The organism is Mycobacterium sp. shizuoka-1, from assembly GCF_002723835.1.
Lineage (GTDB): Bacteria > Actinomycetota > Actinomycetes > Mycobacteriales > Mycobacteriaceae > Mycobacterium.
The window spans coordinates 1-20,931 of the sequence record NZ_BEWG01000106.1 but is presented as its reverse complement, the minus strand read 5'-3'; the positions used below and the strand labels follow the sequence as shown (position 1 = coordinate 20,931).

General features: G+C 70.0%; 22 protein-coding genes. 20 read left to right on the top strand and 2 right to left on the bottom strand.

Annotation, left to right across the window (positions count from 1 at the left end; translation table 11 throughout):
- Positions 1–3 precede the first annotated feature (3 nt).
- From ruvX to MSZK_RS26740, 9 genes are read left to right on the top strand one after another with little or no spacing between them, the layout of a single operon-like run.
- Positions 4–531 carry a Holliday junction resolvase RuvX gene (gene ruvX / locus MSZK_RS26780; protein ID WP_099251574.1) on the top strand — a complete coding sequence of 176 codons (528 nt, stop codon included), beginning with the start codon at positions 4–6 and terminating at the stop codon, positions 529–531.
- Positions 524–1,756 (top strand): endolytic transglycosylase MltG, encoded by a 1,233-nt coding sequence (mltG, locus tag MSZK_RS26775; RefSeq protein ID WP_099251573.1) that lies wholly within the window; start codon positions 524–526, stop codon positions 1,754–1,756. The genes ruvX and mltG overlap by 8 nt, the downstream gene beginning before the upstream one ends.
- Positions 1,756–2,556 (top strand): shikimate dehydrogenase, encoded by an 801-nt coding sequence (locus MSZK_RS26770; RefSeq protein WP_099251572.1) that lies wholly within the window; start codon positions 1,756–1,758, stop codon positions 2,554–2,556. Before mltG ends, MSZK_RS26770 begins: the two co-directional genes overlap by 1 nt.
- 9 nt (positions 2,557–2,565) lie before the next feature.
- Positions 2,566–2,994 (top strand): A24 family peptidase, encoded by a 429-nt coding sequence (locus MSZK_RS26765; RefSeq protein ID WP_099251571.1) that lies wholly within the window; start codon positions 2,566–2,568, stop codon positions 2,992–2,994.
- Positions 2,995–3,054: 60 nt separating this feature from the next.
- Complete coding sequence (aroC, locus tag MSZK_RS26760) at positions 3,055–4,263, top strand: chorismate synthase (RefSeq protein WP_099251583.1); 1,209 nt, start codon at positions 3,055–3,057, stop codon at positions 4,261–4,263.
- Between the two features lie 4 nt (positions 4,264–4,267).
- Positions 4,268–4,933 carry a shikimate kinase gene (locus MSZK_RS26755; RefSeq protein WP_099251570.1) on the top strand — a complete coding sequence of 222 codons (666 nt, stop codon included), beginning with the start codon at positions 4,268–4,270 and terminating at the stop codon, positions 4,931–4,933.
- Entirely contained in the window at positions 4,930–6,018 is a 1,089-nt protein-coding gene (gene aroB / locus MSZK_RS26750; protein ID WP_099251569.1) for a 3-dehydroquinate synthase, read from the top strand. The genes MSZK_RS26755 and aroB overlap by 4 nt, the downstream gene beginning before the upstream one ends.
- Positions 6,015–6,464 (top strand): type II 3-dehydroquinate dehydratase, encoded by a 450-nt coding sequence (gene aroQ / locus MSZK_RS26745; protein ID WP_099251568.1) that lies wholly within the window; start codon positions 6,015–6,017, stop codon positions 6,462–6,464. The genes aroB and aroQ overlap by 4 nt, the downstream gene beginning before the upstream one ends.
- Positions 6,461–7,339: an MBL fold metallo-hydrolase gene (locus MSZK_RS26740; protein WP_099251567.1), complete on the top strand. Its 879-nt coding sequence runs from the start codon at positions 6,461–6,463 to the stop codon at positions 7,337–7,339. The genes aroQ and MSZK_RS26740 overlap by 4 nt, the downstream gene beginning before the upstream one ends.
- A 13-nt stretch (positions 7,340–7,352) precedes the next feature.
- Here MSZK_RS26740 and MSZK_RS26735 read toward each other — a convergent pair whose 3' ends face one another.
- Positions 7,353–7,976, bottom strand: coding sequence for a B-4DMT family transporter (locus tag MSZK_RS26735; protein WP_099251566.1), 624 nt, complete (start codon positions 7,974–7,976; stop codon positions 7,353–7,355).
- A gap of 33 nt (positions 7,977–8,009) precedes the next feature.
- Between MSZK_RS26735 and MSZK_RS26730 the strand changes: the two genes are divergently transcribed.
- Genes MSZK_RS26730 through MSZK_RS26710 form a run of 5 tightly spaced genes read left to right on the top strand, consistent with a single transcriptional unit; the run spans position 8,010 to position 11,927 of the window.
- On the top strand, positions 8,010–9,098 hold the full coding sequence (locus tag MSZK_RS26730; RefSeq protein WP_099251565.1) for an aminopeptidase P family protein: 1,089 nt from the start codon (positions 8,010–8,012) through the stop codon (positions 9,096–9,098).
- A 31-nt stretch (positions 9,099–9,129) separates the two neighbouring features.
- Positions 9,130–9,693: an elongation factor P gene (gene efp / locus MSZK_RS26725; protein ID WP_099251564.1), complete on the top strand. Its 564-nt coding sequence runs from the start codon at positions 9,130–9,132 to the stop codon at positions 9,691–9,693.
- 29 nt (positions 9,694–9,722) lie between these two features.
- On the top strand, positions 9,723–10,202 hold the full coding sequence (gene nusB, locus MSZK_RS26720) for a transcription antitermination factor NusB (RefSeq protein WP_099251563.1): 480 nt from the start codon (positions 9,723–9,725) through the stop codon (positions 10,200–10,202).
- A gap of 10 nt (positions 10,203–10,212) precedes the next feature.
- Positions 10,213–10,749, top strand: coding sequence for a TetR/AcrR family transcriptional regulator (locus MSZK_RS26715; RefSeq protein ID WP_099251562.1), 537 nt, complete (start codon positions 10,213–10,215; stop codon positions 10,747–10,749).
- A 32-nt stretch (positions 10,750–10,781) separates the two neighbouring features.
- Positions 10,782–11,927, top strand: coding sequence for an acyl-CoA dehydrogenase (locus MSZK_RS26710; protein ID WP_099251561.1), 1,146 nt, complete (start codon positions 10,782–10,784; stop codon positions 11,925–11,927).
- Here MSZK_RS26710 and MSZK_RS26705 read toward each other — a convergent pair.
- Complete coding sequence (locus MSZK_RS26705) at positions 11,924–13,126, bottom strand: serine hydrolase (RefSeq protein WP_099251560.1); 1,203 nt, start codon at positions 13,124–13,126, stop codon at positions 11,924–11,926. The two genes, MSZK_RS26710 and MSZK_RS26705, sit on opposite strands and share 4 nt — an antisense overlap.
- 122 nt (positions 13,127–13,248) lie before the next feature.
- Between MSZK_RS26705 and pyrR the strand changes: the two genes are divergently transcribed.
- The 6 genes from pyrR to carB all read left to right on the top strand — a co-directional run.
- Complete coding sequence (gene pyrR, locus MSZK_RS26700) at positions 13,249–13,815, top strand: bifunctional pyr operon transcriptional regulator/uracil phosphoribosyltransferase PyrR (protein ID WP_099251559.1); 567 nt, start codon at positions 13,249–13,251, stop codon at positions 13,813–13,815.
- Positions 13,812–14,765 (top strand): aspartate carbamoyltransferase catalytic subunit, encoded by a 954-nt coding sequence (locus MSZK_RS26695; protein ID WP_099251558.1) that lies wholly within the window; start codon positions 13,812–13,814, stop codon positions 14,763–14,765. The genes pyrR and MSZK_RS26695 overlap by 4 nt, the downstream gene beginning before the upstream one ends.
- Positions 14,762–16,090 (top strand): dihydroorotase, encoded by a 1,329-nt coding sequence (locus MSZK_RS26690; protein WP_099251557.1) that lies wholly within the window; start codon positions 14,762–14,764, stop codon positions 16,088–16,090. Before MSZK_RS26695 ends, MSZK_RS26690 begins: the two co-directional genes overlap by 4 nt.
- Positions 16,087–16,617, top strand: coding sequence for a transporter (locus tag MSZK_RS26685; protein WP_099251556.1), 531 nt, complete (start codon positions 16,087–16,089; stop codon positions 16,615–16,617). The genes MSZK_RS26690 and MSZK_RS26685 overlap by 4 nt, the downstream gene beginning before the upstream one ends.
- Positions 16,590–17,738 (top strand): glutamine-hydrolyzing carbamoyl-phosphate synthase small subunit, encoded by a 1,149-nt coding sequence (carA, locus tag MSZK_RS26680; protein WP_199203509.1) that lies wholly within the window; start codon positions 16,590–16,592, stop codon positions 17,736–17,738. Before MSZK_RS26685 ends, carA begins: the two co-directional genes overlap by 28 nt.
- The coding region (carB, locus tag MSZK_RS26675) for a carbamoyl-phosphate synthase large subunit (RefSeq protein ID WP_099251554.1) at positions 17,739–20,931 on the top strand (3,193 nt) is incomplete at its 3' end.

The window sequence follows — 20,931 nt, the reverse complement described above, 5'->3', positions numbered from 1 at the left end:
TCAGTGCGCTCCGCTTCCAACCGTGTGCCCGATCGGCCCGGCGCAGACGATCCCGGGCGCGGGCGCCGGCTCGGCATCGATGTCGGCACGGTGCGGATCGGGGTGGCGGTCAGTGATCCGGACGGCATCCTGGCCACGCCGGTGGAAACGGTGCGACGGGAACGCTCCGGCAAGCATCTGCGCCGGCTGCAGGCACTGGTCACCGAGTTCGAGGTGGTCGAGGTGATCGTCGGACTGCCCCGCACGCTGGCCGACCGGGTCGGGACGTCCGCACAGGACGCGATCGACGTGGCCGACGCGCTGGCCGGGCGCATCGCCCCGGTGCCGCTGCGGCTGGCCGACGAACGACTGACCACGGTGGTGGCCCAGCGTGCGCTGCGCGAGGCGGGCGTGCGCGCCAAGGCCCAGCGCGGTGTGATTGACCAAGCCGCCGCGGTCGGGATTCTGCAGGGCTGGCTCGACCAACGGCGCGACACTTCTCCGGGGCCGAACCGCGGGGACACGACAGAGACGGGCAGTGACGATGTCTGACGACTTCGACCACGACCGCTCGGTGCCGCTGGCGGTCGGGCCGCCGCGCAGCGGGATGAGTCGACTCGAACGGGTGCGCGCCCGTCGAAACCGCAACCGCCGCAGGATGATCGGTGCGGGTGCCGCGGCACTGCTGATCGTCGTGGTCATCGCCGCGGTGTATCTGGGTGCCAAGCTGTTCAGCGGCTCGAGCGGATACTCCGGCGAGGGCAAGGACGACGTGGTCATCCAGGTCCACGACGGCGACTCCACCACGTCGATCGGGCAGACGCTGCGCGACGCCAACGTGATCGCCAACGTCAAGGGCTTCGTCGACGCGGCCAAGGACAACGCGGCGATCGCCGCGATCCAGCCCGGGTTCTACGTGGTGCGCACCGAGATGTCGGCGTCGGCGGCGGTCCAGCGGCTGGCCGACCCGCAGAACCGGGTGGGCAAGCTGGTGATCCCGGAGGGCCGCCAGCTTGACGACATCGCCGAGGTGGGCACCGGCAAGGTGACCGACGGCATCTTCACGCTGATCTCCAAGGCCAGCTGTGTCCAGCTCAACGGGGTGCGCAAGTGCGTCGCCGCCGAGGACCTGCGCCGAGCCGCCGAACAGGCGCCGCCCGAGCAGTTGAACATCCCGCAGTGGGCGGCGCAGCCGGTCAGCTCGCTGGGCCGCAACCATCGCCGCCTGGAAGGCCTGATCGCACCGGGCACCTGGAATGTCGATCCGTCGGCCTCGCCGCAGGAGATCCTGGCCAAGCTGGTCGGGCAGAGCGCCGACCACTACGTCGGCGGCGGCCTGCTGGACACCGCCGCGGCGATGAACATGTCGCCCTACCAGATTCTGATCGTCGGCTCGCTGGTGCAGCGGGAGGCCAAGCCACACGACTTCGCCAAGGTCGCGAGGGTGATCTACAACCGGCTGGCGGTGCCGCAGAAGCTGGAATTCGACTCCACCGTCAACTATCCGCTCGACCGGCAGGAAGTCGCCACCACCGACGCCGACCGGGCCCAGCAGACGCCGTGGAACACCTACGCGGCCGAAGGGCTACCCGCCACCCCGATCTGCTCGCCCGGCGAGGAGGCGCTGGCCGCCGCCGAACGGCCCGAGCCGGGGGACTGGCTGTACTTCGTCACCGTGGACACCGAGGGCACCACGTTGTTCACCCGCGACTATCAGCAGCACCTGGCCAATATCGAGCTGGCGCGGCGCAACGGCGTGCTCGATTCGGCCCGCTAGTGGGCCCGCGCAAGGCGGCGGTCCTCGGGTCGCCCGTCGCGCATTCGAAATCGCCGCTGCTACACCTGGCGGCCTACCGCGCGCTCGGCCTGCGTGACTGGACCTATGAGCGCATCGACTGCACCGCCGACCAATTGCCCGGCCTGGTGCGGGGTTTGGGCCCCGAGTGGGTCGGTCTGTCGGTGACGATGCCGGGTAAGTTCGCCGCCCTGCAGGTCGCCGACGAGCGCACCGACCGAGCCGAACTGGTCGGCTCGGCCAACACCCTGGTCCGCACCGCCCGAGGCTGGCGGGCCGACAACACCGACATCGACGGGGTCATCGGGGCGTTGGGGCACGTCGGGCCCCTGCGCCGCGCGATCGTACTGGGTTCGGGTGGCACGGCTCCGGCGGCGGTGGTGGCGCTGGCCGACCTCGGCGCCACCGAGATCACCGTCGTCGCCCGCAACCGCGACAAGGCCGCCGGGCTGGTCGAGCTCGGCGCGACCGTCGGCGTCACCGCCGCGTTCTGCGATCTGGCCGATCCGCACCTCCCGGCGGTCGTGGCCGGTGCCGATGTGCTGGTCAGCACGATTCCCGCCGATGCCGCGGCCCGCTACGCCGGGGTGTTCGCGGCGGTGCCGGTGCTGCTCGACGCCATCTACGACCCGTGGCCCACGCCACTGGCCGCGGCCGTGCGCGATGCCGGCGGCGCGGTGGTCAGCGGCGTGCAGATGCTGCTGCACCAGGCCTTCAGTCAGGTCGAACAATTCACAGGCCGGCCGGCCCCGCGCGAGCAGATGGCGGCCGCGCTGGGTTAACGTCCGCGGATGCGGGCGCTGGCGGTCGGGGTGGTGCTGGTGTGGTCGGCGGCGCTGGCCGGCTACGACGTGCGTCACCGGCGGCTCCCGAACGTGCTGACACTGCCCGGGGCGGTGGTACTGCTCGCCGTCGCGGGCAGTTGTGGCCGCGGGCTGCCTGCGCTGGCCGGGGCGGGGAGTTTGGCCGGGCTGTATCTGGTTGTGCACCTGGCGATTCCGGCCGGCCTGGGGGCCGGGGACGTGAAGCTGGCGCTCGGCGTTGGCGCTCTGACAGGTGCCTTGGGGGTCGACGTCTGGCTGCTGGCGGCACTGGGCGCGCCGGTGCTGACCGCTCTGCTCGCCGTCGTGGTGGCACTCCGCGACCGCACCGCGACGGTGCCGCACGGCCCGTCGATGTGCGTGGCGAGTCTGGCGGCCGCGGCGCTGGTGATGTTCTAGCGCGGCGCCGGTGGGAAAGCAGATTGGGTCTGCCGTGACCGACGTGGGAAGATGGGACGCGTGTTGCGATGGACGACCGCCGGTGAATCCCACGGCCGCGCGCTGGTAGCCGTGGTCGAAGGCATGGTCGCCGGTGTGGCGGTCACTTCCACCGATATCGCCGAGCAGCTGGCGCGCCGTCGCCTGGGCTACGGCCGCGGTGCCCGGATGAAATTCGAGCAGGACCAGGTCACGGTGTTGGCCGGGGTGCGCCACGGCGCCACCCTCGGCGGTCCGATCGCGATCGAGATCGGCAACACCGAGTGGCCCAAGTGGGAGACCGTGATGGCCGCCGACCCGGTCAGCGCGGACGATCTCGACGTGGCGCGCAACGCGCCGCTGACCCGGCCGCGGCCCGGCCACGCCGATTACGCAGGCATGCTCAAGTACGGCTTCGACGACGCGCGCCCGGTGCTGGAGCGGGCCAGTGCCCGTGAGACCGCCGCGCGGGTCGCCGCAGGCACCGTCGCCCGGGCCTTCCTGCGCCAGGTGCTGGGCGTCGAGGTGCTCTCCCACGTGATCTCGATCGGCGCGTCGGCACCGTACGACGGACCTCCGCCGGCCGCCGGGGACCTGGCCCGCATCGACGACAGCCCGGTCCGGGCGTCGGACAAGGCGGCCGAGGCCGACATGATCGAACAGATCGAGGCAGCCAAACGCGACGGCGACACCCTGGGCGGTGTCGTCGAGGTCGTCGTGCACGGCCTTCCGGTCGGGCTCGGCTCGTTCACCAGCGGCGACAACCGCCTCGACAGCCAGTTGGCCGCCGCCGTGATGGGCATCCAGGCCATCAAGGGCGTCGAGATCGGCGACGGGTTCGAGACGGCCCGCCGCCGTGGCAGCCAGGCGCACGACGAGATGTATCCCGGTCCCGACGGTGTGGTCCGCTCCACGAACCGGGCCGGTGGCCTGGAGGGCGGCATGACCAACGGCCTGCCGCTGCGGGTGCGGGCGGCGATGAAGCCGATCTCGACCGTGCCGCGCGCACTGGCCACTGTCGACATGTCCACCGGCGACGAGGCTGTGGCGATCCATCAGCGCTCCGACGTCTGCGCGGTGCCCGCCGCCGCCGTCGTCGTCGAAACTATGGTGGCGCTGGTGCTGGCCCGTGCGGTGCTGGACAAGTTCGGCGGCGACTCGCTGACCGAGACCAGGCGCAACGTCGAGTCGTACCTGCAGGCGGTGGCCGAGCGGATGCCGTCGGAGTCGCCGGTCCGGGCGTCGGGGTAGCACGATGGCGCCGAAGGCCGTGCTGATCGGGTTGCCCGGCTCGGGGAAATCCACCATCGGGCGGCGGCTGGCCAAGGCGATGGGCGTGGCCATGCTGGACACCGACGCCGCCATCGAGGAGAAGACCGGCCGCACCATCGCCGACATCTTCGCCACCGACGGCGAGCCGGAATTCCGCCGTATCGAAGAAGAGGTCATCCGCGACGCGCTGCAGACCCACGACGGCATCCTGTCGCTGGGGGGCGGCGCGGTCACCAGCCCCGGAGTGCGCGACGCGCTGGCCGGGCACACAGTGATCTTCCTGGAGATCAGCGCGGCCGAAGGCGTGCGTCGGACCAGCGGCAACACCGTTCGCCCGCTGCTGTCCGGACCCGACCACGCCGAGAAATACCGCGCGCTGATGAACCAGCGGGTGCCGCTCTATCGCCGCGTCGCCACGATCCGGGTCAACACCAACCGGCGCAATCCGGGTGCCGTGGTGCGCCACATCATCACCCGGATGGAGAACCCGGCGCCGCCGCGCCGGCGCAGGCCACCCTGGCGGCGTTCGTCGTCGGGCGCCGACAAGCGTTCCACCCCACCGCCAGCGGATGACTCATCCGAATCCACCCCGGTCACGCCCGCCACCCCGGCGGCGCTGGCCGCTCGCCGCGCCGGAGCCCGTAAATGACCGACACCTCAACGCCGGTGACCATCGAGGTCGCCGTCGACCCGCCCTACCCGGTGATCGTGGGCACCGGCCTGCTCGGCGAGCTCGGTGAGCTGATCGGCGGCCGGCACAAGGTGGCGATCCTGCACCAGCCGGTGCTGGCCCAGACCGCCGAGGCCATCCGGGTCCACCTGTCCGACAAGGGTGTCGACGCCCACCGCATCGAGATCCCCGACGCGGAGGCGGGCAAGGACCTGCCGGTGGTGGGCTACATCTGGGAAGTGTTGGGCCGCATCGGGATCGGTCGCAAGGACGCGCTGGTCAGTCTCGGCGGCGGCGCCGCGACCGACGTGGCCGGGTTCGCCGCGGCGACCTGGCTGCGCGGGGTGGACATCGTGCACGTCCCGACCACACTGCTGGCGATGGTCGACGCCGCGGTCGGCGGCAAGACCGGGATCAACACCGACGCGGGCAAGAACCTGGTGGGCGCCTTTCATCAGCCGGCCGGCGTGCTGGTCGATCTGGCGATGCTGGAGACGTTGCCGCACAACGAACTCGTCGCCGGAATGGCCGAGATCGTCAAAGCGGGTTTCATCGCCGACCCGAAGATCCTCGACCTCATCGAGGCCGACCCGCAGGCCGCGGTCGACCCGACCGGCGCGGTGCTGCCGGAATTGATCCGGCGGGCGATCGCTGTCAAGGCCGAGGTGGTGGCCGCCGACGAGAAGGAGTCGGCGCTGCGCGAAATCCTGAACTACGGCCACACGTTGGCGCACGCCATCGAACGCCGCGAACGCTACCGGTGGCGCCACGGCGCCGCGGTCTCGGTGGGCCTGGTGTTCGCCGCGGAGCTGGGCCGGCTGGCCGGCCGGCTCGACGACGCCACCGCCGACCGGCACCGCGACGTACTGAACTCGCTGGGTCTGCCGGTCAGCTACGAGGCAGGCGTGCTGCCCGAACTGGTCGAGATCATGGCCGGCGACAAGAAGACCCGCTCGGGCGTGCTGCGCTTCGTGGTCCTCGACGGGCTGGCCAAACCGGGCCGGCTGGAGGGGCCCGACCCGGCGCTGCTGGCGGCGGCCTACGCGGAGGTGGAGAAGCAGTGACGACCGTCCTGGTACTCAACGGACCGAACCTGGACCGGCTCGGCCGCCGGGAACCCGAAATCTACGGCAGCACAACCTACGACGACCTGGTCATGCTGATCGAGGCGCAGGCAACCGAGCTCGGCCTGTCCGCAGTGGTCCGGCAATCCAACAGCGAAGGCCAGCTATTGGATTGGCTGCATGCCGCAGCCGACGCCGGTGACCCGGTGATCCTCAACGCCGGAGCGCTGACCCACACCTCGATCGCGCTGCGCGACGCCTGCGCCGAGCTGAAAGCTCCGCTCATCGAGGTGCACATCTCGAATGTGCATGCCCGCGAAGAGTTTCGGCACCATTCGTATCTGAGCGCGGTGGCCACCGGGGTGATCGTCGGGCTCGGCGTGCAGGGCTATCTGCTGGCGCTGCGCTACCTGGCCACCCTGGAAACCACGCTCGACCAGCCGTGACCAACCGGCTGACGCTGGGCGGGGCCGCCGTCACCCGCATCGTCGAGACCCAGGTGCAGATGCGCACCTCGTTGTTCGCCGACACCCCGGAGCAGGCCTGGGCCGAGCATGCCGACCTGCTGGAGCCGCACTTCTGGGACCGCCAGGCGCAGCAGTGGCGGATCGCGATGCAGTCCTGGGTGGTGGAGGTCGACGGGCTGATCGTGGTGGTCGACACCGGTGTCGGCAACGACCGCGACCGCCCGCACATGCCGCCGCTGGATCACCTGTCGACGGACTTTCTCGCCGGATTCGCCGCGGCCGGTGTCGATCCGGCCGACGTCGACATCGTGGTCAACACCCACCTGCACACCGACCACGTGGGCTGGAACACCCAGCTGGTCGACGGCCGCTGGGTGCCGACCTTCCCCAACGCCCGCTATGTGATGCCCGAGCCCGACTACCGGTTCTTCGGTCCCGGCGGCGAGGGCGAGAACGACGGTATGCGAACGGTGTTGGCCGACAGCGTGATCCCGGTGACCGACCAGATCCAGCTGTGGGCCGACGACATGGTGCTCAGCCCGTCGCTGCGGCTGCGCCCGGCGGCCGGGCACACGCCGGGTTCCTCGGTGCTGTGGCTCGACGCGGGCCGTCCTGCGGTGTTCGTCGGGGACCTGACGCATTGCCCGATCCAGATCCGGCGGCCCGACGACGCGTGCGCGTTCGACGTCGACCCGGCTGCCGCCCGGGGCACCCGCCGGCGGGTGTTCACCGAAGCGGCCACTGCGGGCGCCATGGTCTTTCCGGCGCATTACCCCGGGCATGGGGCGCCGGTACTGGTGGCTGACGCCGACGGTTACGACGTCGGGAAGTGGTCGCCGCTCGCAGCGCTCTGAGCGGCGGCCGGCCTCAGGACTTGTCGGACTTGCCCGTCATGTCGATCTGCTCGGTCGGCTCGTCGCGCTCGGCGGTCGCCACCGACGAGGTCTGCTCCTGCGCGGTGGCGGACTCCGAGGCGCCCAGACCCGCGATCGGCCCGGTGCGGTCGTCGTCGCGGACGGCGTCGAACACGTCGGCCTGGCTGCCGTCCTCGCGGCGGCGCGGCTGGTCGGGCCGCTTGCGGTCGACCAGGAAGCGTCCCAGCGCGACCGCGGCGATGGCCGGGATGAACACCATCAGCGCGGTGAACGCCGCGAACGTGGTGACTTCACTGATCAGGCCCTCGGCGTAGACGTTCTTGTAGAACAGCGAAATGAGCCAGGTGACCAGGCCGCTCACGACGCCGGCGATCAGCCCGGCCAGCAGCCAGGTCATCGCCAGATCGCGGCGGCGGTCCGGGTCGGGCTGCGCGTTGGCGTCGGCGCGGCCGTCGAACAGACCCCACACGAACGACGCGATCCCGAACAGCACGACCAGCGAGATGCTGATCAGTCCGGCCTTCGTCTCGTAGATATTGATCAGGGTGCCCTGCACCAGCCGGACGATCACCATGCCGGCAGCAAAGGCCAGTCCGCGCAACATCCACGTAGTCATGAGAAGCCAGCGTAGCGAGTACCGTCAGCGACCGTGACACATTCCCAACGCCGGGAGCGACTGGCCGCCCGGCTGGCCGCCGCCGGAGTGGACGCGCTCGTCGTCAGTGACCTGGTCAACGTCCGTTATCTGTCCGGTTTCACCGGGTCGAACGCCGCGCTGCTGGTGTTCGCCGGCGACACGCCGACGGTGCTGGCCACCGACTCCCGGTACCGTACCCAGGCCGCCCGCCAGGCGCCCGATGTCGAGACGGTCATCGAGCGGGCCTGCGGGCGCCACCTGGTGGGCCGCGCGGTGGCCGACGGGGCCGCCCGGATCGGGTTCGAAAGCCACGTCGTGACCGTCGACGGTTTCGACGCGCTGGCCCGCGCGCTGGCCGAGCACCCCGGTGCCGAGCTGGTGCGGGCCTCGGGCATGGTCGAGGAGCTGCGGGAGATCAAGGACGCCGGCGAGATCGCGCTGCTGCGCCTGGCGTGCGAGGCCGCCGATGCGGCGCTGGCCGAACTGGTGGCCGGCGGCGGGCTGCGGCCGGGCCGCACCGAGCGGGAGGTGGGCCGCCAGCTCGAGGCGCTGATGCTCGATCACGGCGCCGACGGGCCGTCGTTCGAGACGATCGTGGCCGCGGGCGCCAACTCGGCGATTCCGCATCACCGGCCCACCGACGCCGTGCTGTCCCGCGGCGACTTCGTCAAGATCGACTTCGGCGCGCTGGTCGGCGGCTACCACTCGGACATGACCCGCACATTCGTGCTCGGTACGGCAGCCGACTGGCAGCGGGAGATCTACGACCTGGTGGCGACCGCCCAACGGGCCGGCCGGGACGCCCTGGACGTCGGGGTCGAGTTGTGCGACGTCGACGGCGCGGCTCGGTCGGTCATCGTCGACGCCGGCTACGGCGAGTACTTCGGCCACGGCCTGGGCCACGGCGTCGGACTGCAGATCCATGAAGCGCCGGGAATCAACTCGGCGGCCGCCGGTACACTGCTTGCTGGCTCCGTGGTGACCGTGGAACCCGGTGTCTACCTGCCCGACCGTGGCGGTGTCCGCATCGAGGACACCCTGGTCGTCGGCGAGCGAACCGAACTGCTGACCCGGTTCCCGAAGGAACTGGCGGTCGTTTAAGACCGGGATAGACAGAGGAGAACGACCGACCGTGGCATCAACTGCCGACTTCAAGAACGGCCTCGTGCTGAACATCGACGGCCAGCTCTGGCAGATCATCGAGTTCCAGCACGTCAAACCGGGCAAGGGCCCGGCGTTCGTGCGTACCAAGCTCAAGAACGTGCTCTCCGGCAAGGTCGTCGACAAGACCTACAACGCCGGCGTGAAGGTGGAGACCGCGACCGTCGACCGGCGCGACGCCACCTACCTGTACCGCGACGGGGCGGACTTCGTGTTCATGGACTCCGAGGACTTCGAGCAGCACCCGCTGCCGGAGGCCCTGGTGGGGCGCCTGGCCGGCTTCCTGCTGGAGGGCATGCCCGTGCAGATCGCCTTCAACGAGGGCAGCCCGCTGTACCTGGAGCTTCCGGTGACCGTCGAGCTCGAGGTCAGCCACACCGAGCCCGGTCTGCAGGGCGACCGGTCCAGCGCGGGCACCAAGCCGGCGACGCTGGAGACCGGGGCCGAGATCCAGGTTCCGCTGTTCATCAACACCGGGGACAAGCTCAAGGTGGATTCTCGCGACGGCAGCTATTTGGGGCGTGTTAATGCCTAACGGCATGACCGGGCGCGTGAACGCCTGAGATGGCCGACCGCAAGGCCGACAAGGGTCGGCATCAGGCGCGCAAGCGTGCCGTCGACCTGCTGTTCGAGGCCGAGGCCCGGGGCCTGACCGCCGCCGAGGTCGCCGCGGCGCGCACCGCGCTGGCCGAGGCGAACCCGGACGTCTCGGTGCTCAATCCGTACACGGTGACCGTCGCCCAGGGGGTGACCGCCAATGCCGCCCACATCGACGAGCTGATCACGTCGCACCTGCAGGGCTGGACGCTGGAGCGGCTGCCCGCGGTGGACCGCGCGATCCTGCGGGTGGCGGTCTGGGAGCTGCTGCACGCCGAGGATGTGCCCGAACCGGTGGCCGTCGACGAGGCGGTCGAGCTGGCCAAGGAATTGTCCACCGACGACTCGCCGGGCTTCGTCAACGGAGTGCTGGGCCAGGTCATGCTGGTCACTCCGCAGATCCGCGCGGCGGCCGCCGCGGTACGGGGTTCCGGGCCCGAGGCGTAATCTCGCCGCCATGCTCGCCGCGACGGACTGGGTGGAGGCGGGCTTCTCGCTGCTCGCCGCCGACGGCGTCAAGGGGCTGACCCTGGACCGGCTGTGTCGGCGGGTCGGCGCCACCAAGGGCAGCTTCTACTGGCATTTCACCGACCTGAGCGCCTACCGGTCCGCGCTGGTCGACACGTGGGCTTCGCTGCACGACAGCGAGCGGGCCGCGTTCGCCGCGAACGCCGGCCTGCCGCCGCGGGAGCGGCTCACCCGGATGATGGGTGTGCTGTTGAGCCAACGGCATTGGACGCTGGAGCGGGCGATGCGGGAATGGGCCCGCTCGGATGAGAGCGTGGCCGCCGCGGTGGCGGCCGCCGACCGGCGGGTTCGTCAGGCGGTCCGTCAGGCCTATCTCGACGACGGCTTCGGCAGCGAGGACGCGCAGGTGCGCGCCGATGCGACGTTCGCGGCCGGGGTCGGCTTACTGCACCTGTCGGCTTCCGCGCCGGACGACGGCGCTGCGGGACGCCAGCAGCGCTTCTTGGACATCATGCTGCGACACTGACTCCATACCAAAAAGTATGGTAGCGTCGCGCCGTGCTCGCGATCAGCGACGATTTCGTGGCAGCTCTGGCGCAGCGAGCGGCCGAGGCCGAGCAGCTTCGCCGGCTACCCGACGCCACCATCGCCGACTTTCGGACCGCCGGCATGGGACGGCTGCTGCTGCCGGCCCGCTACGGCGGCGAGCAGGCGCCGTTTCCCGCGATCCTGGACCCGGTACGCCGGATGGCGCACGGCTGCGCCTCGAGCGCCTGGACCCTGGGGTTCTACATCCTGCACAACTGGATGCTGGCGCTGTTCGGCGAACAGGCCCAGGACGAGGTGTTCGCCGACGGGCCGGTGCTGTGTCCGGCACCGCTGGCGCCGACGGGGCGCGGCCTGCCGGTCGACGGCGGGGTCCGGCTGAGCGGCCGGTGGTCGTGGGCGACCGGGATCATGGCCGCCGACTGGGTGATGGTGGGCGCGCTGTGCGGCCCCGAGGATCAGCTGTACCCGGCGCTGGCGCTGCTCCCGGTCGTCGACGTCGCCGTCGAGGATGTCTGGCACACCGACGGGATGCGGGGGACCGGATCCCACGATGTCGTGGTCAGCGACGTGTTCGTGCCCGCGCACCGGCTGGTCGGCGTGCCCGACGTCTACGCCGGCACCGCGCCCGGCGCGGCACTGCACCAGGGCAGCGCCTACCGGTGGCCGATGGTTCCCGCGCTGGCCCTGCTCGCGGCCATGCCCGCGCTGGGGGCGGCCGAACACGTCGCGGACGTATTCGCCACCCGTCTCGGCGAGCGGGTGCTGGCCTACTCCGGGGTGGCCCAGAAACAGCAACCCGCCGCCCAGATCCGCCTCGGCGATGCCCGGGTGCGGCTGCGCGCCCTGCACGGACTGCTCGCCGACACGGTCTCGACGATCGAGACTCTGGTGGCCGGCCAAGCCCGGATCCCGCGGTCGGTGCGGGCCCAGGCGCGGCTGGCCGCCGCCCACATCGTCCACGAATCGCGCGCCGTCGTCGCCGATCTGCTCGAATCATCAGGAGCCAGTGCGCATTTCCTGCACAACCCGCTGCAGCGGGCCAAGCGTGACATCGACGTCATCGCCGGCCACGTGGTGTTCGACTACGACGTGAGCCGCGAACTCGTGGGCGCGCTGGAGGCCGGAGTGGCGATCTCGCCGATCGCGATGATCTAGAGGCCGAGCGCGCCGTACGTGCGGCGGACGAACTTCGGCTGCACCGACTGCAGCTTGGCCAGCGAGGTGTTGCCGGCAACCGCAGCCGCCGGTGCACTCATGTTCGGATAGTTCTGCACCAGATAGATCAGGATCAGATCGTTGGCCGGGTCGGCCTGCCACCACGTGCCGTAGGCACCCGGCCAGCTGAACGTGCCTTCCCCACCGGGGCCGTACAACTGCGCGGATCTCGCCGGATCGGTCACCACCGAGAGGTTCAGCCCGAAGCCGCGCCCCGTCCAGAACGGCAGACCCAGGAACGGGACCTGCTTTTGCTCCGCGGTCAGCCGGTCGGTACGCATCAGCCGCACCGATTCCTCGGACAGCACCCGCACCCCGTCGATCTCGCCGCCGCTCAACAACATCCGCGCGAAGCGCAGATAGTCGTCGACCGTCGTCACCAGGCTGGCCCCACCCTGACAGAACCGGGGCTCGGTGACCGGGATCGGACCCATCGCGTCGTGGTGCAGCCCGGATTCCTCGTCGAGCCGGTACATCGTGGCCGCCCTGGCGCGCTTGTCGGGGGAGATGTAGAACCCGGTGTCGACCATCCCGAGCGGGGCCAGCACCCGCTCGGTGAGCACGGTGTGCAGCGACGCGCCCTCGATCCGGGAGATCAGGATGCCCAGCACGTCGGTGGCATGGCTGTAGGTGAGCCGCTCGCCGGGCTGATGGACCAGCGGCAGTTGCGCGATCTCGGCCAGCCAGTGGTCCTGGTCCTGGCGCAGTGACACCCGGCCGTAGGCCTTGCCGATCGGTCCGGCCACCGAGAAGACGTAGGCCAGGCCGCTGCGGTGGGTCATCAGGTCGTCGACGGTGATCGGCCGCCGCGCGGGCACCGTGCGATCCAGCGGTCCGGCCGGATCGACGAGGACCTGCATGTCGGCCAGTTCCGGCAGCCAGCGGCTGACCGGATCGGTGAGTGTGAGCTTGCCCTCGTCGACGAGGCTCATCGCCGCGGCCACTGTCACCGGCTTGGTCATGGAGGCGACCCGGAAGATGGTGTCCCGCTGCATCGGCAGGCCGGCTTCCACGTCGCGCTGGCCGATCTCGTTGACCTGCACGACCTTTCCGCCCTGCCACAGCAGTGTGACGGCGCCGGACAGAATTCCCTCATCGACTGCCTGCACGACCGAGGTGCGATTGTCCGCGAGATTCACCGGGCCGATTCTACTGACGGCCGTGTTTCGAGATGTGGCGGTAAGGGGTGTTAAGCTGCCCGGCAGTTCGACATCCTTTAACGATCCGTCCAGAGAGGCGGAGAAGGAGGTCCGGAAAGCTCGTGGGCTCCACCGACCGCGAATTGATGTCCGATGCGGACGTCGGTAGAACCGTTTCCCGCATCGCCCACCAGATCATCGAGAAGACCGCTCTCGACGCTCCCGACGCCCCCCGCGTCGTCCTCCTCGGCATCCCCACCCGGGGAGTCACGCTGGCCAAGCGGCTGGCCGCCAAGATCGAAGAATTCTCCGGGATCGCGGTCGCCCAGGGCGGCCTGGACATCACGCTCTATCGTGACGACCTGGACTTCAAACCGCCCCGCGCCCTGGAGGAGACCTCGATCCCGGCCGGTGGCATCGACGACGCGCTGGTGATCCTGGTCGACGACGTGCTCTACACCGGCCGGTCGGTCCGCTCCGCCCTGGACGCGCTGCGCGACATCGGCCGGCCGAAGATCGTCCAACTGGCGGTCCTGGTCGACCGGGGCCACCGCGAACTGCCGCTGCGGGCCGACTATGTCGGCAAGAACGTGCCCACCTCACGCAGCGAGAACGTCAAGGTGCGGCTGGCCGAGGATGACGACGTGGAAGGTATCTGGATCGCTCCGCAGGGAGGCCCCGCGAGATGAGCATCAGGCACTTGCTCTCGGCGGCCGATCTGACCCGCGACGAGGCCACCGCGATCCTCGACAACGCCGACCGGTTCCGGCAGGCCCTGCTGGGCCGCGAGGTCAAGAAACTGCCCACGCTGCGCGGGCGCACGATCATCACGATGTTCTACGAGAACTCCACCCGCACCCGGGTGTCGTTCGAAGTGGCGGGCAAGTGGATGAGCGCCGACGTGATCAACGTCAGTGCCTCGGGCTCCTCGGTGGCCAAGGGCGAATCGCTGCGCGACACCGCGCTCACCCTGCGGGCCGCAGGCGCCGACGCGCTGATCATCCGCCATCCGGCCTCGGGTGCGGCCCAGCAGTTGGCCGAGTGGACGCTGGAACCCGACGGCACCGGTCCCTGCGTCATCAACGCCGGCGACGGCACCCATGAACACCCCACCCAGGCGCTGCTCGACGCGCTGACCCTGCGTCAGCGTCTCGGCGACATCGAGGGCAGGCGGGTGGTCATCGTCGGCGACATCCTGCACAGCCGGGTGGCCCGCTCGAACGTGAACCTGCTGGCCACCCTCGGCGCGGAGGTGGTGCTGGTGTCCCCGCCGACGCTGCTGCCGGTCGGAGTCGAGGACTGGCCGGTGCGGGTGTCGCACGATCTGGACGCCGAGTTGCCCGCCGCCGACGCGGTGATGATGCTGCGAGTACAGGCCGAACGGATGAACGGCGGGTTCTTCCCCTCCGAGCGCGAGTACTCGATCCGCTACGGGCTGTCCGATCGCAGGCAGGCAGTGTTGCCCGGGCACGCGGTGGTGCTGCATCCCGGTCCGATGCTGCGCGGTATGGAGATCTCGTTTGCCGCCGCCGATTCCTCGCAATCAGCTGTGCTGCAACAGGTTTCCAATGGTGTGCATGTCCGGATGGCGGTGCTGTTCCATCTGCTGGTCGGCACGGACGAGGCGGTGTCGGTATGACAGATTCAATTCCCGGGTCGCATCGCTGCGGCCCGCCGATCCTGATCCACGGCGTGCGGCTCTACGGCGAGGGTGACCAGGTCGACGTCCTGGTGGCCGACGGGCAGATCGCCGAGATCGGTCCCGCCCTCACGGCGCCCGACGACGCCGACGTCATCGACGCCACCGGCCAGGTGCTGCTGCCCGGCTTCGTCGACCTGCACACCCATCTGCGCGAGCCTGGCCGCGAATACGCCGAGGACATCGAAACCGGTTCGGCGGCAGCGGCTCTGGGCGGGTACACGGCGGTGTTCGCGATGGCCAACACCGATCCGGTGGCCGACAGCCCGGTGGTGACCGACCACGTGTGGCGGCGCGGGCAGCAGGTCGGCCTGGTCGACGTGCACCCGGTGGGCGCAGTGACAGTGGGGCTCGAGGGCAAGCAGCTCACCGAGATGGGCCTGATGGCGGCCGGGGTGGCACAGGTCAAGATGTTCTCCGACGACGGCATCTGCGTGCACGACCCGCTGGTGATGCGCCGGGCGCTGGAGTACGCCACCGGCCTGGGCGTGCTGATCGCCCAGCACGCCGAGGAGCCGCGACTGACCGTCGGCGCCGTCGCCCACGAGGGCCCCAACGCCGCGCGGCTGGGCCTGGCGGGCTGGCCACGCGCCGCCGAGGAATCGATCGTCGCCCGCGACGCGCTGCTGGCCCGGGACGCCGGGGCCCGCGTGCACATCTGCCACGCCTCCACGGCGGGCACCGTCGAGCTCATCAAATGGGCCAAGCAGCAAGGTATTTCGATCACCGCCGAGGTCACCCCGCACCACCTGCTGCTCGATGACAGCCGGCTGGCCAGCTACGACGGGGTGAACCGGGTCAACCCACCGCTGCGGGAGGCCGCCGACGCCCAGGCCCTGCGCCAGGCGCTGGCCGACGGTGTGCTGGACTGCGTGGCCACCGACCACGCCCCGCACGCCGAACACGAGAAGTGCTGCGAGTTCTCCCGGGCCCGCCCCGGCATGCTCGGCCTGCAGACCGCACTGTCGGTGGTCGTCGAGACCATGGTGGCGACCGGCCTGCTCGACTGGCGTGGGGTGGCGCGCGTGATGAGCGAGAACCCGGCCCGCATCGTCGGACTCGACGACCAGGGCCGCCCGCTGGAGGTGGGGGAGCCCGCCAACCTCGTCGTCGTCGACCCCGACGCCACCTGGGTGGTCGAGGGCGACGAGCTCGCCAGCCGCTCGGCCAACACCCCGTTCGCGGCGATGACGCTGCCGGCGACCGTGACGGCCACCCTGCTGCGCGGCGTGGTGACGGCGCGGGACGGGAAGAGCCCGGCATGAATACCGGCACGGCGATCGGGGCGTATCTCTTCGCGTTCGTGATCGTCGTCGTCATCGGTGTGCTGATCGGGCGGATGCTGCGCGGCTGGCGGCATCGTGGCGACCGGCAGCTGGCCCTGCTCGGCGAACTACCTGCGATCCCTGACCTGCTCAGCGCGGCGGTGATCGCGCCGACCAGAGGCCTCTACGTGGGCAGTACCCTGGCAGGGCGGTGGCTGGAGCGGATTGCCGCCGGCGACCTGGGCTATCGGTGCAAAGCGGTGCTGACCCGCTACCCCGAAGGGATCCTGCTCGAGCGCTCCGGCGCCACCCCGATCTGGATCCCCCAGGGCGCGATCAGCGGTGTGCGCACCGAACGCGGACTGGCCGGAAAGGTCGTGCCCGGCGGTCGCAACAAGGCCGAATCGCCGGACGGCATCCTGGCGATCCGGTGGCGGCTGCCCTCGGGCACCGAGATTGATACGGGCTTTCGCGGCGACGACCGCCGCGACTATGCCCGATGGACGACAACAGGAGAAGCAGCGTGACGGGTAAAGCCCATCTAGTGCTCGAGGACGGGCGGGTCTACACCGGCACCGAATTCGGTGCGGTCGGACAGACTCTGGGGGAGGCGGTGTTCTCCACCGGCATGTCCGGCTACCAGGAGACGTTGACCGACCCCAGCTATCACCGTCAGATCGTGGTGGCCACCGCCCCGCAGATCGGCAACACCGGCTGGAACCACGAGGATGCCGAGAGTCGCGGCGACAAGATCTGGGTGGCCGGTTACGCGGTGCGCGACCCCTCGCCGCGGGCCTCCAACTGGCGGGCCAGCGGAACGCTGGACGACGAGCTGCGACGCCAGCACATCGTCGGCATCGCCGGTATCGACACCCGCGCGGTGGTGCGCCACCTGCGTAGCCAGGGCTCGATGAAGGCCGGGGTGTTCTCCGGGCCCGCGCTTGCCGACACCGAGGAGATGCTGCGCCGGGTGCGCAGCCAGCCCGCGATGCTCGGCGCCGACCTCGCCGGCGAGGTCAGCACGCCCGACGGTTATATCGTGGAACCCGAAGGCCCCCAACGGTTCACCGTTGTCGCACTGGACCTGGGGATCAAGACCAACACACCGCGCAACTTCGCCGCGCGCGGGATCCGCACCCATGTGCTGTCGTCTTCGGCCACCTTCGACCAGATCGCCGAGCTCAAGCCGGACGGGGTGTTCCTGTCCAACGGCCCCGGCGACCCGGCCACCGCCGACCATGTCGTCGGTGTCACCCGGGCGGTGCTGGGTGCCGACATCCCGCTGTTCGGCATCTGTTTCGGCAACCAGATCCTGGGCCGCGCGCTGGGCCGCTCCACCTACAAGATGGTGTTCGGCCACCGCGGGATCAACGTCCCGGTGATCGACCACGCCACCGGTGCGGTGGCGATCACCGCGCAGAACCACGGCTTCGCCCTCGAGGGCGAAGCCGGCGAGCAGTTCGCCACCGACTTCGGCCCCGCGCTGGTCAGTCACACCTGCGCCAACGACGGGGTCGTCGAGGGCATCAAGCTCGCCAGTGGGCGCGCCTTCTCGGTGCAGTACCACCCGGAGGCCGCAGCCGGCCCGCACGACGCGAACTACCTGTTCGACCAATTCGTGGACCTGATGAACGGGGAGAACCGCTAAATGCCACGCCGCACCGACCTCAAGCACGTCCTGGTCATCGGCTCCGGGCCGATCGTCATCGGCCAGGCCTGCGAGTTCGACTACTCGGGCACCCAGGCCTGCCGGGTGCTGCGGGCCGAGGGACTGACCGTCAGCCTGGTCAACTCCAACCCCGCGACGATCATGACCGACCCGGAGTACGCCGACTACACCTACGTCGAGCCGATCACCGCGGCGTTCGTCGAGAAGGTGATCGCCCAGCAGGCCGCGCGCGGCAACCGGATCGACGCGCTGCTGGCCACCCTCGGCGGCCAGACCGCGCTGAACACCGCCGTCGCGCTCTACGAGAACGGTGCCCTCGAGCGGTACGGCGTCGAGCTGATCGGTGCCGACTTCGACGCCATCCAGCGCGGCGAGGATCGGCAGAAGTTCAAGGACATCGTCGCGAAAGTCGGTGGCGAGTCGGCGAAGTCGCGGGTGTGCTACACGATGGCCGAGGTCCGCGAGACCGTCGCCGAGCTCGGGCTGCCCGTCGTCGTCCGCCCGTCGTTCACGATGGGCGGGCTGGGCTCGGGCATGGCGCATTCACTCGAAGACGTCGAACGGATGGCCGGTGACGGGCTGGCGGCGTCGCCGTCTGCCAACGTGCTGATCGAGGAATCGATCTACGGCTGGAAGGAATACGAGCTCGAACTGATGCGCGACGGCCGCGACAACGTCGTGGTGGTCTGCTCGATCGAGAACGTCGATCCGATGGGTGTGCACACCGGAGACTCGGTGACGGTGGCTCCGGCGATGACGCTCACCGACCGCGAATACCAGACGATGCGCGATCTCGGCATCGCGATCCTGCGCGAGGTCGGCGTGGACACCGGCGGCTGCAACATCCAGTTCGCGGTGGACCCGAAAGACGGCCGGCTCATCGTAATCGAGATGAACCCGCGGGTGTCGCGGTCGTCCGCACTGGCCTCCAAGGCCACCGGGTTTCCGATCGCCAAGATCGCGGCCAAGCTGGCGATCGGCTACACCCTCGACGAGATCGTCAACGACATCACCAAGGAAACCCCAGCCTGCTTCGAACCCACGCTGGACTACGTGGTGGTCAAGGCGCCTCGGTTCGCCTTCGAGAAGTTCCCGGGCGCCGACCCGACGCTGACCACCACGATGAAGTCGGTCGGTGAGGCGATGTCGTTGGGCCGCAACTTCGTCGAGGCTCTCGGCAAGGTGATGCGTTCGCTGGAGACAACTCGCGCGGGGTTCTGGACCGGCCCCGACGACGACGGCTGGGTGTCCGATGTGCTGGACCGGCTGCGCACCCCCACCGAAGGACGGCTCTACGACGTCGAGCTGGCGCTGCGGCTGGGTGCCAGTGTCGAGGACGTGGCCCAGGCCTCCGGCGTCGACCCGTGGTTCGTCGAGCAGATCTCTCGCTTGGTGGCCTTGCGCCGCGAGCTGATCGACGCCCCGGTCCTCGACGAGGACCTGCTGCGCCGGGCCAAGCACAACGGCCTGTCGGATCGCCAGATCGCCTCGCTGCGGCCGGAATTGGCCGGCGAGACCGGTGTGCGGGCACTGCGCCAGCGCCTCGGCGTGCACCCGGTGTTCAAGACCGTCGACACCTGCGCGGCCGAGTTCGAGGCCAAGACGCCCTACCACTACTCCAGCTATGAGCTGGATCCCGCTGCCGAGACCGAGGTGGCCCCGCAGACCGAGCGCCCCAAGGTGCTGATCCTCGGGTCGGGACCGAACCGGATCGGGCAGGGCATCGAATTCGACTACAGCTGCGTGCATGCCGCGACCACACTGAGCGACGCGGGATTCGAGACCGTCATGATCAACTGCAACCCCGAGACGGTGTCCACCGACTACGACACCGCCGACCGGTTGTACTTCGAGCCACTGACCTTCGAGGACGTCCTCGAGGTGTATCACGCCGAATCGCAGTCCGGCCATGGCGGCCCGGGTGTGGTCGGGGTGATCGTGCAGCTCGGCGGCCAGACCCCGCTGGGGCTGGCCAAGCGGCTCGCCGACGCCGGGGTGCCGGTTGTCGGCACCCGCCCCGAAGCCATCGACCTGGCCGAGGATCGCGGCCGGTTCGGTCAGGTCCTGACGAACGCGGGTCTGCCCGCGCCGAAGTTCGGCACCGCCACCAGCTTCGAAGAGGCCCGCGAGATCGCCGCTCGCATCGGCTATCCCGTCCTGGTACGGCCGTCATATGTGCTCGGTGGCCGCGGGATGGAGATCGTCTACGACGAACAGACGCTGCACGGCTACATCACCCGGGCCACGCAGCTCTCACCCGAACACCCAGTGCTCGTCGACCGATTCCTCGAGGACGCGATCGAGATCGACGTGGACGCGCTCTGTGACGGCACCGAGGTCTACATCGGCGGCGTGATGGAGCACATCGAGGAGGCGGGGATCCACTCCGGTGACTCGGCCTGTGCGCTGCCGCCGGTCACCCTGGGCCGCAGCGACATCGAAGCCGTCCGTCGGGCCACCGAGGCGATCGCGCACGGAGTCGGTGTGGTGGGTCTGCTCAACGTGCAGTATGCGCTCAAAGACGATGTGCTCTACGTGCTGGAGGCCAACCCGAGGGCCAGCCGTACGGTTCCGTTTGTCTCCAAGGCGACTGCCATCCCGCTGGCCAAGGCGTGCGCCCGAGTCATGCTGGGCGCCAGCATCTCCCAACTGCGTTCCGAAGGGGTGCTGGCCGCCACCGGTGACGGGGCGACGCCCGCCCCGGATGCGCCGATCGCGGTGAAGGAGGCGGTGCTGCCGTTCCACCGGTTCCGCAAGGCCGACGGCTCGGGCATCGACTCGCTGCTCGGGCCGGAGATGAAGTCGACCGGTGAGGTGATGGGTATCGACCGTGACTTCGGCAGTGCGTTCGCCAAGAGCCAGACGGCCGCCTACGGCTCGCTGCCGACCACCGGCACGATCTTCGTCTCGGTGGCCAACCGGGACAAGCGCTCGCTGGTGTTCCCGGTCAAGCGACTGGCCGACCTGGGCTTCCGGGTGCTCGCCACCGAGGGAACCGCGGAGATGCTGCGCCGCAACGGAATCCCGTGCGACGTCGTGCGCAAGCATTTCGAGGAGCCCGGCGACGGCAGGCCCGCGATGTCCGCGGTGGACGCGATCGTGGCCGGCGAGGTCAACATGGTGATCAACACCCCGTACGGCAACTCGGGGCCGCGCATCGACGGCTACGAGA